The organism is Rhizobacter fulvus, assembly GCF_964020785.1.
Genome location: NZ_OZ224516.1, coordinates 3,503,386 through 3,519,746, shown reverse-complemented (window position 1 = coordinate 3,519,746; position 16,361 = coordinate 3,503,386). Strand labels below are relative to the sequence as shown.

General features: G+C 70.4%; 1 protein-coding gene (running past one end of the window). It reads right to left on the bottom strand.

Annotation, left to right across the window (positions count from 1 at the left end; genetic code table 11):
- Positions 1 to 16,361: the 5' portion of an LEPR-XLL domain-containing protein gene (locus ACWH49_RS16645; RefSeq protein WP_448172472.1), read on the bottom strand. Its footprint begins 14,446 nt before the window's first position; only the first 16,361 of its 30,807 coding nucleotides appear in the window; it begins with the start codon at positions 16,359 to 16,361; its stop codon lies off the left edge, out of view.

Genomic DNA, 16,361 nt, shown 5'->3' with positions numbered 1-16,361 from the left:
CCCGGGATGTCGGTCTGCGCGAGGATGTCCGCGTGCACGTCGACGCGGCCCTTCGCCACCACGGTGGCGTTGTCGCCGATCGAACTGTGCGCGGTGGGCGTGACGATGCCGTCGTTCGACACGGTGCCGATCGCGACGCCGCCGGCCGAGAAGCCCTTGGTCGTCACGTTCGCCGTCGCGCGGTGCGATTCGGCCAGCACCGACACGTCGCCGTCGGCGGTGATGCGGCTCTCGGCGCCGATCAGCGCGGCGACGGTCGGCACCAGCGTGACCGTGGCCGACGAGTTGGCATCGGCGCCGAGGCCGGCCGAGCCGAGGAACACGTTGGCCGTGCCGGCGCTGGTGCTGCGCGCGGTCAGTTCGACATCGCCGGTGGCGGCGACCGTCGTCTGCTGGTCGGCCGGGGCACTGGCCGCGCCGGCCGGGCCGACGCGCGCGCTGACGTCGTTGTAGGCAGTGCCCTTGGCGGTGCTGACGCTGACCGCGATCGCGCCGATCCCGATCGTCGTGATCGTGCCGGCCACGCGGGTGTCGTCGGTGGCGGTGACGGCGAGGTCCCCGGTCGTGATGTGGGCGTCCTCGTCGACGTACGCCGCCGTGACCACATGGTCCGCGGCGCTGCCGACGCCGGCCGCCCCGCTGAAGGCCGAGATCGCGCCGAGGCCGGCGGTGCCGCCGCCGGCGGTTGCGGTGGCCGAGGAGGCCGCGTCCGCCGTCACGACCGTGCCCACGCTGGTGACGATCGTCGCGCCGCCGCCGATGTAGGCCTTGACGTCGCCGGTGATGTCGGCCGTGGCACCGGCCACGGTCACGCCGATGAAGCCGACGCTGCCGGCCGACATGGTGGCGGTCGCGATGCGGCTGGTCGCGTGGTGGTTGTCCAGGTCGACGGTCTGCACGCGCAGCGTGCGCGCGGTCACCTTCGAGCCCGCGTCCACATACGCCTGCGTGTCGGCGGTGACGAGCACCGTGCCCGAGGCCGACGCGACGGCCACGCCGATGCTGCCGGCGCCGGCTTCGAGCTTCGCGCTCGCATCGGCGGTGGAGGTGGCGGTGACGCTCACCGCGCCCAGCGACGCGGTCACGGCGCTGCCGCCGTCGAGATAGGCGCGGGTGTGCCCATTGATGGTCGAGCGCGCGTCGGTGACGGCCACGCCGGCGCCCAGGCCGACCGCGATCGCCACGGCCAGCGTCTCGGCCTTGACGGTGTCGGCGGACAGCGCGGTCACGGCCACGCCGCCGGTCGTCGAGGCGACGGTGGAATCCGTGATCGCCGCGTCCACCGTGCGATTGATGGTGTTCGAGGTGATGGCCGCTGCGGCGGACGCCGCGATCGCGCCGGCCGACACCGCCACCGCCGGCAGGCTGGCGGTGATCGTCGCCTGGTCTTCGGCGAGCAGCGAGACGCTGCCCAGGCTCGTCACGAGGCTGCCGCCGATGGTGGCGTTGCTGCTGCCGCCGATCAGGTTGTTGGCGCCCGCGCCGGCGCCGCTGACCGCCAGGCTGATCGGCCCGGCCGCCACCGCGACCGAGGTCGCCGCGGCGCGCGCGTCGATCAGCGCGTCGCCGTGGGCGGCGATGGTGATGTCGCCGTTGGCGACGGCGTTGGTCGTCACGCCGGCGTCGACGTCGGCGATGAACGCGGCGACGTCGTTGTCGATCGTGTTGTTGGCGATGCCCACGCCGATCGCGACCGAACCGGCCACGAAGCCGAGCGCGAACGCGACCGACACCGCTTCCGAGCTGGCGTGGATCGTCGAATGGTCGGCCGCGTCCAGCCCGATGCGGCCCGCGACGATGCCGCGGTTCTCGAAATCGCCTTCGATCGAGGCCTGCACCAGCGTGGCCACGCGGTTCTCGGTGGCGGCGCCGGCGCCGCTCAGCGAGACGCCGACCAGGCCCACCGAGGCCGCGACCGCGCCCGCGAACACGGTCGCATCGATCGTCTGGCGCGACACGGCGTCCGCCGTCAGCGCGCCGACCGCGTCGACATGCGCGTTCTTCGTGTACGCCATCACCTCGACCGCATCGGGGCTGAGGTTGGTCTGCTCCCACTGGGTGCGGTCGTTGTAGTTCAACTGCGTCAGCCAGTGCGCCTTCAGTTCGTCCGAACCGCGCGACTTGCCGGCGGCGTCGGTGTCGCGCTTGAGCGTGGCACTGCCGATGTACTTGTAGACGTTGCCGGCGCTCACGCCGGACTCGATCTTCACGGTGTTCCCGGTCACCAGCGTGGCCGGGTTGCTCGCGGTCGTGTACTGACCGGCCGCGCCGTAGTCGGGGCTCCAGCCGATGTGGTTGGTGGCCAGCGCCACGCCGATCGCCAGTCCGGCGCCGACCGCACCGCCGGCCACCGCGGCGGCCACGCCGACCACGGTGGCGTCGATGTCGCCGTGGTTGGACGCGTCGATGTCGACCTGGCCGGCGCTGCGGACCGCGCTGTTCTCGATGTATGCGTGGGTGCCGGTCAGGATGATGTTGTCGGCATCCGCGCCGGCGCCGCTGACCGCCAGCCCGACCACGCCGACCCCGACCGCCAGCGAGACCGCGAAGGTCACCGCCTGGATCGACGCCGCTTCGGTCGCCGCCAGCGTGATGCCGCCGGCACCGGTGGCGATGACGCCGTCGTCCGTGGCGTCGGCGCCAGCACCGTCGGCATCGAGGATGTACGCGTCGGTCTGGCTGGTCACGGTGTTGCGCGCCAGCGAGACTCCGATCGCGAGCGCCGCGCCGACGCCGCCGAACCCGCCGGCCAGCGAGATCGCGCCGGCCAGGCTGTTGATCGTGGAGGTGTTGTCGGCCGTCAGCGTCACGCTGGCGGCCGAGATGCCGGTGGCGCCGTCGCCGTCGATCGCGCTGGTGCTGTCCACGCCGATCGTGTTCTCGGCGTACACGCCCGAGCCCGCGCCGGCAATGCCGACGCCGCCGGCGCCGATCGCGACCGCGCCGGCGATCACGATCGAGCCGATCGTCTGGTTCGCGAGCGCGCCCAGGCGCAGGTCGCCGGTGGCGAGCACGCTGGTGTCCTGCAGGTAGGCGTGGACCTCGACCGGGTCGGTCGCGCCGTCCGGCGAGCCGATGAGGTTGCGCGCGACCGAGATGCCGATCGATGCACCGATGCCTGCCGATGCCCCCGCCCCCACCGAGACCGCCACCGCGACGACGATCGCGGTGATCTCCGATTCACTGGTGGCGCTGAGCGTCACGTCCTGGGCGCTGGTGAGCACGCTGTCCTGCGCGTAGGCGAGCGCCTGGCTCGTCACGACGTTTTGCGACACCGCGCCGGCACCGCTGACCGCGACACCCACGCCCTCACCGCCGACGCTGACCGCGACCGAGGCCGCGACCGAGACGGCGTTGATCGTGCTCGCGGCGACGCTCAGCGTGTCGCCGTCCAGCGTCAGCACGTAGGCCTTGCCGTTCGGCGCCAGCAGCGACCAGGTGTGGCCGGCGACCAGCTGGGTCAGCTTGAGACTTTCGGTCTTGAGCCAGCGCGTGGTGTCGGTGTAGTTTTCCGCGGCGAGATTGACGTGCGGCTGCGCCGCGCCGATGTAGCGGTAGACGCGCCCGGCCTCGCCCCTGCCGCTGTCGTACCCCGCGCCCACCTGGACGGTGTTGCCCTCGTCGAGATCCTGGAAGTGATTGCCGTCGTCGTTCTTGACGTCGGTCTTGAACATGGCCGCCGTGGCCACGCTGGTCTGCATCGGCAGGACCAGGCCGTGCGCTGCCAGCGCGGTGCGCAGCGCCGCGAGGATGTCGGTGTCCGCGATCGCGTCCTGCGTCGCCTCGTTGCCGCCACCCTCGACGTTGACGTCGGCCAGCGTGGCGTCGTCCAGCATCTCCTTGGTCAGCCCGGCGTCCGACAGGTCGAACGGCGTGATCACGGGCTTGCCTTGCGACAGTGCCGAGATCGTCACGCTGCCGGTCTTGGCATCGACGCCCTGGTCGGCATCGACGATCGACGCCTCGACCTGGTTGCCGACCTCGTTGAAGGCCAGCGCCAGGCCGATCGACACGGCCACTGCGCCGCCGGTCCCGGTGATCGCCCCGGCGATCGATGCCGCCCCGGCGATCGCGTTGATGCCGGACGAATCGGTCGCCTCGAGCAGCACGCTGCCGGCCGTGATGCCGGTGTCGCCGTCGCCGTCGATCAGGCTCTTGACCGCGATGTCGATCTGGTTCGAGACATAGACGCCACCGGCACTGACCGCCACCCCGGCGCCCGCGCCGCCGGCGAGCGCCACCGACACCGCGACGACGATCGCATCGATGCTGGCGGCCGCCTGGGCATGCACCTTCAGGACACCGGTGTCGGCATGGACGCTCGAATCCTTGATCTCGGCCACGACCTGCGCGGGCGCGGTGGGCTCGACCACGACCAGCTTCCAGCGCGAGACGTCCCCGTAGTCCTGGTCCGAGAGGTCGCTGGCGCCGACCAGCACCCAGTCGGTACTCGTCGCGTAATGCTGCGTGCTGTCCGCCAGCGAGACGTTGCCCGCCTTGTCGCTGCCGGTGTAGCGGTAGATGCCGGGCGTGGTCTTCGCGATGAAGTACGAGCCGCCGGTGAAATCGGCGGTCGTCAGGTCGACGAGCGTGCCGTCGGCGCGGCGCAGCTTCAGCGTGCGGTCGTCGATGCGGTCGACGGTGTAGTAGGTCTTCTCGGCCAGCCCGCCGATCGATCCGTTGGAGCTGGTGAACGACACGACGTCGCCGGTGTTGAAGCCATGGTCACGGCCGAAGGTCAGCGTCTCCGTGCTGGTGTTCACGACGGTCGACTGGTCGATCGAGCGCGCGTTCGTCGCGCTGTCGACCTTGACCAGGTCGCCCTTGTTCAGGTCGGCGGCGTTGGTGTTCGCGCTGGTGAAGCGCCAGCGTTGCTCGCCGGCGTCGCCGATGAACTCGTAGACGTCGCCCTGGCGCACGCCGTCGATGACGCGCACGGTATGGTGCGGCGTCAGGGTCTGGGCCTGGTCGACGCTGCTGTTGTCGGTCGTGCCGGCGAAGCGTGGATCGGCGCCGATGAAGTTGCGCGCCACCGCGATGCCGATCGACACGCCAATGCCCGCGCCCGCCGCCACGCCCACGCCCACCGACGCGGCGACCACGGTCGCGTCGATGGCGCCGCCCATGTCGGCGCTGATGGTCACGTCGCCGTGGGCGACGAGGTTGCTGTCCTCGACCAGCGCGTGGGTCGCGGTCAGGATCACGTTCTGCGCGACTGCGCCGGCGCCGCTGACGCCGATGCCGGCCCCGCCGCCGAAGCCCGCGGCGATCGACGCCGCGAACGAGACGACATGGATGGCCGCGCCCTGGTCGGCCGCGATGGTGATGTTGCCGAGGCTGGTGGACACGTCGTCGGCGTCGCGGATCGTCGCCTCGACCGAACTGGTGATGGTGTTGAACGCGAGCGAGATGCCGATCGAGACCGAAAGACCGGCCGTGAGGCCGAACGAGGCCGCCAGCGAGACGGCGCCAGCAAGTGCATCGATCGTCGAATGGTCGGCCGCCGTGACGCTGATGCTGCCGGCGTGGATGCCGCTGCTGCCATCGCCGTCGATCGCGCTCGTCACCTGCATGCCGATCGTGTTCTCGGCAAACACGCCCGACCCGCTGACGGCCACGCCGACGACCGCACCGATGCCGACCGCGGCCGAGCCGGCGATCACGATCGAGTCGATGGTCTGGTCGGCCTGAGCGTCCAGGCTCAACGCGCCGGTCGCCTGCACGCTGGTGTCGGTCAGCGTCGCCGCGACCGCCGAGCCCGCAGCGCTGTCGTACGGCGACGAGCCGATGAAGTTGCGCGCCACCGCGATGCCGATGGACGCACCGACGCCCACCGACGCACCGCCGCCGATCGCGGCCGTCGCGGCGACGACGGTCGAGTCGATGTCGGACGAGCTGAGCGCGGTCAGCGTCACGTTGCCGCCGCTGTCGATCACGCTGGCGTCGCCGTGCGCGACGGTCTGGCTCAGGATCACATTCTGCGCGACCGCGCCGGCGCCGCTGACCGCCACGCCCACGCCGCCGCCGCCGATGCCCACGGCCACCGAGGCCGCCACCGCGACCGCGCTGATCGTGTTGCGCGAGACGCCGATCGCCCCGCTCGCCTGGCGCTCGAGCACGTAGGTCTTGCCGTCCGGGGCGACGACCAGCCAGCTCTGGCCGGCGGTGATCGTCGAGACCCGCAGCCGCTCGACCGGGAGCCAGTTGGCCGAATTGAAGTTTTCGCTGCGCAGGTCGACATCGCTGCGGTCCGCGCCGACGTACTGGTACACCTGCCCTTCGGTGCCGCCGGTGGTGTGGTGGTCGCCCACCTTCACCGTCAGGCCCAGGCTCAGGTCCCAGAGCTGGCGCACAGCCTGGCCGTCGAAGCCGCCGACCGGCGCCGTCAGCGCGATCGCGATCCCGGCCTTCGCGTTGACCTCCGTTGTCGCGAGCCGGATCAGCTTGTCGCTGTCGCGGATCACGTAGTAAGCCTGGCCATTCCCGAGGCCGCCGATGTTGGCGGCACCGCCGTTGTCGAAGATGACCCGGTCGCCGGTGTTGAACGCGTGCGGGCTCGCGAACTCGATCTGGTTGCCCGTGAGCGAGATGGCCTCGAACACGCCGGACTCGGTCGTCAGCACCGACTCGGCGCCGAGCGAGCCCTCGGTCGCCAGCGTCACACCGTTGGCCTGGAAGGCAGCGCGCAGGGCGGCCAGGATCGCATGGTCGTCGACAGCGTCGACGCGTGCTTCGTTGACGGCATCGTCCGCCGGGTCGTCCGGGTTGTCGCTCGTGCTGTTCGGGTTGTTCGGGTTGTCGGTGTCGGCGGTGGCCGCATCGTCGAGCGCGGCCGCGGTGATCGTGTTGCCCAGATTGGCCAGCTGGCCGCCCTGGGTCAGCGCGGTGATGGTCACGCTGCCGCCCGGCGCGGTCTTGACGCCCTGGTCGGCGTCGACGATCGACGCGTCGACATCGTTGTCGATCTCGTTGAAGGCGAGCGACAGCCCGATCGCGACCGATGCGCCGGCCGTCACGCCGAACGACGCCGCCAGCGAGGCACCGACCGCGACGGCATGGATCTGCGAGGCGTCGTCCGCGAGCAGCGCGACGCTGCCGGCGCGGATGCCGTCGGTCGCGGTGTTGTCGCCGTCGCCGTCGATCGTCGCCTGCACCGCCGTGCGGATCTTGTTCTCGGCATACGAGCCGGCCGCCGAAACCGCGAATCCGACGTTGGAGCCGACGCCGATGCCGACCGCCGCGGCCACGACGACCGCGTCGATGCCCTGGGTCGAATGCGCACCGATCGCCAGCGCGCCGGTCGCGTCGATGCTCGAATCGAGCACGCGGGCACGCACCTGCGCGGCGTTCTCGCCGATGCTGACGAGCTTCCAGGCGTTCGGGTCGCGGTACTGCTGAACGGTCAGGTCGAATTTGTCGAGTACCGTGGTGTCGGGGTTGCCATCGCTGAGCGTCGGGCCGATGTACTCGTAGACCTCGCCCTTCAGCGCGCCGTCGACGATGCGGACCTTCATGCCCGTGGTGAGGCTCGACGGCTGGGTCGTGCTGTCGATGGTGCCGCTCACCGCGGACTGGGTCGGGTCGTAGCCGATGAAGTTGCGGGCAACGGCGATGCCGATCGCCACGCCGCCGCCCACGCCGTCGACCCCCACGCCCACGGCCGCCGCCACGCCGGCCACGGTCGCGTCGATCGACGAGGTGCTGCTCGCGTCGACCACCACGCCGCCGACCGGCTGCGCCACGCTGCCGATCTGGCTGCGGTCGATGGTCGCGTTGGTGCGCGACAGGATGATGTTGGTCGACTCCGACGCGCCGCCCGCTACGCCGATGGCGGTGCCGCCGACCGCGAGGGAGATCGCGGCCGCCACGCTGACGGCGTCGATGGCCGAGGCATCCTCGGCGCGCACCTCGACATTGCCGCCGTGGGTCGCCACGCTCGGCACGCCGACGATGCTGGCCGCCACGTCCTTGTCGATCCGGTTGTGGGCCAGCGCCAGGCCCAGACCGATGGCCACGCTCGGCGAGCTGGTCGAGCCCGAGACGCTCGCCGAGGCGGCGATCGCGATCGCGTCGATCGTCGACTCGTCGCTCGCGACGACGCGCAGCGCGCCATGCGCGTCGACCGTGCCGGCGGCGCCGGGCAGGTTGTTGGCGACGGTCGCCTCGACCAGGTTGTCGATGGTGTTGAAGCTCAGCGCGCCGGTCGCGCTGACCGAGACCGCCGTGGCGTTGCCGCTGAGCGCGACGGCCAGGCCGATGCCGAACGCCAGAGACTGGATCTCGGAGTCGCTGTCGGCGCTGATCTCGATGCCGGCGTCGGAGGCCATCGACGAGTTCTCGACCGCGGCGCGGACCGTGTTGCCGATGTCGTTGACGGTCAGCGACAGGCCGAGACTCGCCGCGATGGCGGTCTTCTGCGACACGGCGATCGACAGCGCCGCGGCGCCGGCGGTGGCGTTGATGGCGGAGGTGTCGGACGCGGTCACGCCGATGCTGCCGGCGCTGCCACTGCGCGTCGTCAGGCTGCTGTTGTTGCGCACCCGCGCCTGGGTGCTGTTGCGGATCTTGTTGACCGTGGCCGACCCGGCCAGGCTGCCGGCCAGCGCATTGCCGTTGCCCGAGCCGCTGACGCTGCCGGCCGCACCGATGCTCAGCGCGAAGATCTTCGCGAGCGATTCGGCCTCCACGTGCACATCGCCGTCGGCGGTCACCGTCGCGTGGTCGAGATCCGCCCAGATGCGGTTCTCGCGTGCGTCGGTGCCGATCGCGTTGATCGCGAACGCGGCGCCGAACGCGCCCGCCCCGGCATTGCCCTTCCCCGAAATGCCCACCGACACGGCGATGCCGCCGGCGCCTGCGTTGATCTGCGCGCTGTCGATGGCGTGCACGAGCACGTCGCCGGGCACGACGAACGTGCTGTCGCTCACCACCGCGATGATGTCGCCGGTGATCTGGTTCACCGAGCCCGAGGCGGCACCGGCACCCGCCAGGCCGCTGCCTTCGGTGCCCGAGGCCACGCTCACGGCACCGGCCAGCGTGTAGGCGCCGATGCTGCGCGCGTCGGTCGCCTCGACGAGCAGGTCCCCCTCGGCGCCGACGATCCAATCCACCGTCGAGTGGTCGACCACGGCCGAGACCGTGCTCGACACGTTGTTGACCGAGATCGCCACGCCGGCCGAGACCGCGGTCGAGCTGCCCTGCTCGCCGGTGGCCACGGACAGCGACAGCCCGCCGCTGATCGCGAAAATGCTGGACACGTCTTCAGCGAGCACGCGCACGTCGCCGTCCGCGAGCGACACGGTGGAGCCGCGCAATGCCGCCGTCGTGACGCCGGTCAACAGATTGATCGACACCGAGCCGGCCACCGACACCGCGGTGGAGCCGCTGTCGCCCCCCCCGCCGCTGCCGCCAGCGCCCGCGCCACCGCCGCCGCCGCCGGCCGAGTCGCTCTTGCCGGACGCGATCGCGCCGGCGCCGCCGGCGGCCAGCGCGATGATGCTGCCGCTGTTGATCGCGTGGATGTCGAGCGTGGTGTCGCGACCGTCGAAGCCGGCGAGCACCAGCGCGGTGTCCTGGACCTCGGCGGTGGTGGTCGCGTCGGTCTTGTTGAAGCTGAACGCGCCGGCCAGCGCGATCGAGGTGTCGCCGCTGTGGCCGAGCACGACGGCCAGGCCGCCGGTGGCCGCGACCAGACCGACGTCGTTCTCGGCGGTGACCGAGACGAAGCCCGCCTTCAGGTGGCCGGCATCGGCGATGCGCGAGGTGGTCTCGTCGTGGATCAGGTTGACCGACGCGGCCGCGGCGATGCCCAGGCCGGTGCTCGCGCCGCCTTGCTTGCTGTCGGTCACGCTGGAGACGTCGGCCGTGGCAGTGGCGTCCTGGGCCTCGGGCTTGTCGGCCGTCGTGTCCTTCTTCTTCTCCTCCGACACGACCGCGCCGGCGATCGTGAAGGCCCAGACGTCGCCGCTCACGCGCGCCAGCGTCTGCACGCCGTCGGTCACGTCGATGAAGGTGCCGGGGGCCACGGCCGTGCCGGACGTGACGGTCTCGGCGCCGATCAGCGCCCGCGTCGTGCGGTCGATGTCGTTGACCGCGACCGAGATGCCCATGCCGATCGACTCGCCGCTGGCGATGCCGCCGGCCCAGGTCACGGTGGTGGCCAGGTCGCCGGCATACAGGCGTGCCTCGCGCCCCGTCACGACCGCGGTGGCGCCGAGCTGCGCCAGTGTGTCGCTGGTCTGGCCCGCGTACAGGAAGGTGCCGCCGAACGCGAAGCCGCCGCCCTTGGCCCAGGCCTGCGCGAGGTTGACGTTGAACAGCGCCTCCTCGGCCTTCATGTTGAAGCCACCGTCGGCACCGCTGTAGACGCGCGCACCGTCCTCGACGATCGAATGCGTCGTGTTGTTCTGGACCGTGATGAAGATCGAGCCGCCGGCGCCGCCCTTGGAGCCGCCGGTGCCGGCCGGGTCGAGGCTGTATTCCTTCTTCGCGCGGTAGCGCTTGTCGTCCGGCGTCGAGAGCTCCGGGTTGTCCTCGATGTCCAGGCTCAGGTCGGGCAGCTTGAAGTTGCCCGTCATGTTGATCGTCTGCTGGTAGTTGGTGGACTCCACCGAGACCACCTCCTCGCCGCGCAAGTCGCCCTGGTTCTGCGCCTGGTTCGGGTGGTTGTTGACGCTGCCGTCGATCGGGTCCGGCGTGCCGTTGTGCCAGGCGGCGTTCTGGTTGATCAGCGCGCCCGATTTCACGACCGCTTCCGACACGTTGGTCAGCGTGACGACGTTGACCGACGCCGCGACGCCGATCTTCTCGGCCTTGGCGGTGCTGACGACCCAGGTGTTGAAGAACGCGTCCTTCAGCCCGAGGTTGGTGTTCAGGTACTTCGTGACGGCGCTCAGGCCGTCGTTGCGGATGGCGTCGATCGTCTCGCCCCAGCTCAGCGGGAGGTATTCGTCCAGCCGCTGCAGGAACGGGTAGCTCACGTCACTGATCACGCGCGTCGCGCGCAGGCCGTCGAGCCTGGCGTTCGAGTGGATGGTCGCCTGCGCGGTGTTGCTGATGATGCCGATGTTGACCGACACGCTGCCCATGCTGTCGGCGCTGGCGGCGTTGTCTTCCTGCGGCTCGGCGTTGCTCTCGGCGCCCAGCGTGTACTTCTGCGCGATCAGCGCCTTGACCTCGAGGTCTTCGTTCGACTTCAGCTCGGCCGTGCTCTCCACGTCGGCCAGCACCTTGTGGTCGACGAAGGTGAAGGCCAGCGCGCCGGCGAACGAGATGCTGTTGCTGGCGCCGGTGTTGCCGGCCTTCTCGTTGATGTCCTTGATCTTGTCGGCGTAGCCCGAGGTCAGCTTCGAGAACAGGCCGTCCATCGAGATGCTGCTGACGAAGCTCTTGAACTTCGAGATGTAGCCCGGGCTGGTGTCTTCGCTGGTCACGCCGGCCGCGGCGGTGGCCTTGTTCTCGGCCGACAGCTTGGCGACGACGCCCAGGCCGGTCGCGAAATCGGAGTCGAGCACGTGCTTGGCCGAGAGCACGTAGCCGGTGCCGTCGGTCGCGCCGATGTCGATCAGCACGCCGGCCCGCGATTCGTTCTCGGATTCCGACAAGCCGATCACCTGCTTGTCCGCGAAGCGGGAGTTGCCCTGCAGGTTGGTCTGGTTGGTGGAGGCGGCAACGTAATAGGTCTGGCCATCGACCAGCCCGTCGATCGGCTTCGTGCCCTGGTGGTAGACGACCGCCTGGCCGAGCTCGAAGGTGTTGAACACGCCGCCGGTCCACAGCAGGTCGATCGTGTTGGCGGCGGCGTCCACGTTGCTGCCGGCGAAGCCGCGCTCGTTGTTCTCGGTGATCAGCGTCGGCAGCACGTTCAGCGGCACGACGTTGCCGGCGAGGTAGCCGAGGCTGGCGCGGATCGCCTGCGTCTCGGTCTCGGCGAGCCAGAAGTAGCCGGGGTTGTCGGCGTCCGCGATCAGGAAGTAGCTGCGCCCGTCCACCAGCCCGCCGATGCTGACGCCGCGGCGGTTGGTGTACGTGATCGTGTCCTCGGTGACCAGCGAGGTGTCGCCGAGGAAGATGCGGTCGGTCGCGTAGTCGACGTAGCCGAAATTCGGCGTCGTCACTTCCCAGAGCGTGCCGTCGGCATAGTTCTGGGCCGCGGTCGACAAGCTGGTGCTGGCGAGAATGTCGGCGCCGAGGTATTTGAGGATCGTGCCCTGCGGCAGATCGCTGTTGACTGCGGCGCCGAGCTGCACGGTCTGCCCGTTCTTTAGGGCCGCCGTGGTGTCTGCGGTGGTGTAGTTCGCCGCGCTGACGGTCGGATCGATCTCCAGCTTCACGACCGAGCCGGGGATCATCGCGGCGGTGACCTTGCCGGCCACCGTGGTGTGGATGTCGGCCTTGGAGATCTCGATGCCGAAGCCCAGGCCGGCGGCGCCGGTGCCGTAGATGCCGGCCTCGCCCTTGGCCTCGGAACCGATCTCGCCGCCGGCGGTGATGTTCGCGGTCTTGGCGGCGTAGACCTCCGCGGTGTCGGCGACGGTGACGTGCGAATACACGTCGGCGTAGGCCACGCCAATCGCGACCGCGAACTGGTTCTTGCCCTGGCCGCCGCCCTTGCCGCCGGGGTTCGGCGTGCTGTCGAGTTCACGCTGGGTGGTCGCACCGATCTCGGCGGTGGCGTTCGCCGTCGCGGTGATGACGACCGCGGCGCCGGACGTGATCTGCACGCCCTTCTGGATGTCGATCTCGGCGTGGGCAGTGGCCTGCCCGTAGGCGATGCTGACCATGCTGCTGGCCGCGCTGCCCGAGGCATCGGCCGCCGCGGTGGCATACATGCCGATCGTGCCGCCGCTGATGAGCTGCGCGTCCTCGTGCAACACGATGCTGGCCGACGACTGCTTGATCAGCACCTTCACCGGGAGCGCCAGCGCGTCCGAGATCAGTCCGGTCAGCGGATCGATCACGAAGTTGGAGAGTTCCTTGTTCGCGCCGATGGTGTCGGACAGGCTCTGGTCCGCGGCCTCCAGCACGAAGTAGATGCTGCCGCCCTCCAGCACGGCGCGCTCGCCGATGTCCAGCGACACCGATCGCACCGTGGCGAACACCGGCAGCAGGTTCTCGATCGTGGAGACGCCGAGCATGCGCGAGCGGAAGAAGATGCCGCTGTCGCCGGTCGTGATCGAGACGTCGTTGTCGACCTTGATGTTGTCGGCGAACACCTCGAGGTAGTCGAGGTCGATGCTGCCGCTGAAGATCACGGAGTCCGGGTACGGGTCGTCCTCCGGCATCTTCGGGTAGATCAGGTCGGCCCGCTGCAGCCGGCTGCCGTACAGGTACAGGCTGCCGCCGAAGGTGTCGGGCAGCGATTCGACCGTGATCTTGTCCGACCCGTCCAGCGCCTCGATGCGCAGCGATTGCAGTGCGGTGACCTGCGCGGTGCTCAGCGTCGTGACGTTGCCGCCCACCGCGACCTTCAGGCCGCCCGCGTTCGCGGGGTCCTTGAAGATGCGGATCGTGTCGTTGAAGACCGTGCCGCTGATGATCGGGTTCAGCGGATCGACGTTGTTGACATACTCGATGTGGTCGATGCCCTGGTACGCCACCGCGGTGCCGTAGGTGGCCGCGCTGGTCGTGCCGGCCGTGTCGGCGCCGGCCGGGTTGAGGGCCAGGGTCAGGTCGTTCGCGTCGATGAACGCGAGCCCGTCGGTGCCGCCGGTGCCGCCATCGACGACGCCCGAGATGCTGCCGCCGAAGGCGAACAGGAACGCGTCGGTGTTGTTCGCCGCGCCGCTGAGGTTCTCGAAGCCGCTGAAGCCGAAGCCGGCGACCGTGGTTTCGTTCGCGCCGGTCACGTTCCACAGCACGCTGGCATCGGCCGGGCCGATGACCTTGTCGCCGGTCGACTGACCGCCGATGAAGACGTCGATGGCGGTGACGCCCGCGGTGCCGGTGGCCGTCGAGGCACCGATGTCCACGGTGACGGCGCTGCCGTACAGGCTGTAGTCGAGGGTGTCGACCGCTGGGTCGTCCGCGTCGCCGGCGTCGTCGACGCCGCCGTCGATCAGGCCGGTCACGCCGGCGCCGTTGGCCAGTGCGAAGGTGTCGCTGCCGGTGCCGCCGATCAGGTTCTCGATCGCGGCGAACGCGATGCCGTTCAGCGTGCCGGTGCCGGTCGTGGAAAGCGTCCACGCGTTGTCGTCGTCGCCGGCGAGCAGGTTGTCGGCGCCACCACCGCCGTCGAGGCCGCCGGCCAGCGTGCCGGCGCTGTCGATCTTGAAGCTGTCGACGGCCGTGCCGCCGCGCAGGTTCTCGAAGCCGGTGAATCCGGCATCGCCCACCGAGCCGGCGCCCGGCCCGTCGAGGTACCAGTCGACCTGCGCGTTCGGGCCGTACAGCGTGTCGGCGTCGGCGCCGCCGTCCACCGCCACGTCGAGATTCAGGAGGCTGTCGAGCCGGACGGTGTCGGCGCCGGCGGCCGTCGCGATGTCGAGCTCGGTCACGCTGCGGAACGAGCGGACGACGCCGCCTTCGAGACCGAGTGCGAGCGTCACGCCGATGTCGTTCTTCGCGGTCTGCGCCACCGCCAGCGTGTTCGCCGCCGCGTTGCCGGTGTAGGCGAGCACGCCGTGGCTGAAGGTCAGCAGCACGCCGGTGTAGGCAGCGCTCGGCAGGCCGACGATGCTGTCGTCGCCGGTGCCGGCGTCGACGGTCAGCGACGCGGAGGGCTTCGCAAAGCTGAAGCTGTTGTTGCCGTCGCTGAAGCCGACGTGGTCGTAGCTGACGACCAGGTCCGTCGCGGTCGACGTGATCACCACGTCGCGGTCGAACAGCGTGCCGCTGACGACGCGGTCGGTTGCGCTGCCCGTGACCGGCGCGAAACGGTCCATGCCGCTGTAGGCGATCGTCTTGCCCGACAGGCTGGTGCTGCCCGCGGCGTTCGACGCGGCGGGCTGGAACACGAGCAGGTTGTCCGACGCGTCGGCGACCGCGAAGCCATCGAGTCCGCCCGCACCGCCGGCGAGCGTGCCGCTGACGCTGCCGTCGGCGGTGATCAGGAACGCGTCGTTCGTGCCGTCCTGCCCGGTCAGGTTCTCGAAGCCGGCGAAGGTCGTGCCGTCGACCTGGCCCGAATTGGCGCCGGAGATCCGCCAGCTGGTCTGGTCGAGCGTGGCCAGCGGGCCGACCAGCGTGTCACCCCCGCCGGAGGAACCGGTCACGCTGTTGATGCGTGCGAAGCCACCCGTCAGCCCGGCAGCGGTGGACTGGCGCAGGTTCACCGTCACCGGCGCGCCCCGCTGGCTGAAATCGAGGCTGTCGACCGCAGGCGCGTCGGTCGCGGCCTCGCCGCCGTCCAGCGTACCGCCCAGCGACGCCGCCGCGCCGACGATGCTGAACGCGTCGCCGCCCTTGCCGCCGACGAGATTCTCGATGCCGCTGAAGTCGGCGTCGTTCAGGGTGCCGGCGTTGGCGCCGGTGAGCGTCCAGGTGTTGTCCGAATCCGAGGCCATCAGGACGTCGGTGCCCCCACCGCCGGCGAACTCTCCGCTGAGGGACTCGATCGCGTCGAGTTTGAAGATGTCCGCACCGCTGCCACCGGTGACGTTCTCGACCGCGACGAAGTGCGCGAAGCCCGCCGCCGCGCCGTCGTTCAAGGCGCCGGCATCGGCACCGCTGAACGTCCAGACGTTGGCCGCATCGGGCCCGACCACGCGGTCGTTGCCGTCGCCGCCATCGATCTGGCCGCTGATCGAGCCGGCAGCGCCGATCGTGAAGACGTCGTCGCCGCTGCGACCGGCGAGGTTCTCGATCCCGTCGAACGCGGTGAGGCCTGTCGCACTGCCGCTGCCCGCGCCGGTGATGTTCCAGGTCACGGCCGCATCGAGCCCCGTCACGGTGTCGTTGCCGGCGCCGCCGTGGAAAGTCACCGCGTGGCCGGTTGCGCCGACCGTGAAGCGATCGTCGCCCGCGCCGCCGTCGACCACCAGGCCGAGCACGCCGTTGGTCGCATCGCCGAGCGTGATCGTCGTGACGACCGAGTTGCTGTTGACGTAGCTCAGGTCGATGATGGCGCCGCCGTTGGCCGAGGCGTTCGACACCTCGTGGATCGCGATCGCGTCGTCGGTGTTGCCGAAGGTCACGGTGTAGATGCCCGCGGCACTGGCCGTGACCGGATCGCCGGACAGCAGCAGCCGCGGCTCGAGCGCCTCCAGCGCGATCGTCGATCGACGCGTCGACACGGTCCCGGGTTCGGCATCGCCCGTTGCCCGGGGGGATGCGACCGAGACGACACCGAGACCACGCTGCAGCAGGCGGGCGAGGATCGCGGAAACGGACGCTGGGCGCGTCGGCGTGTTCTTGCGCTTCAT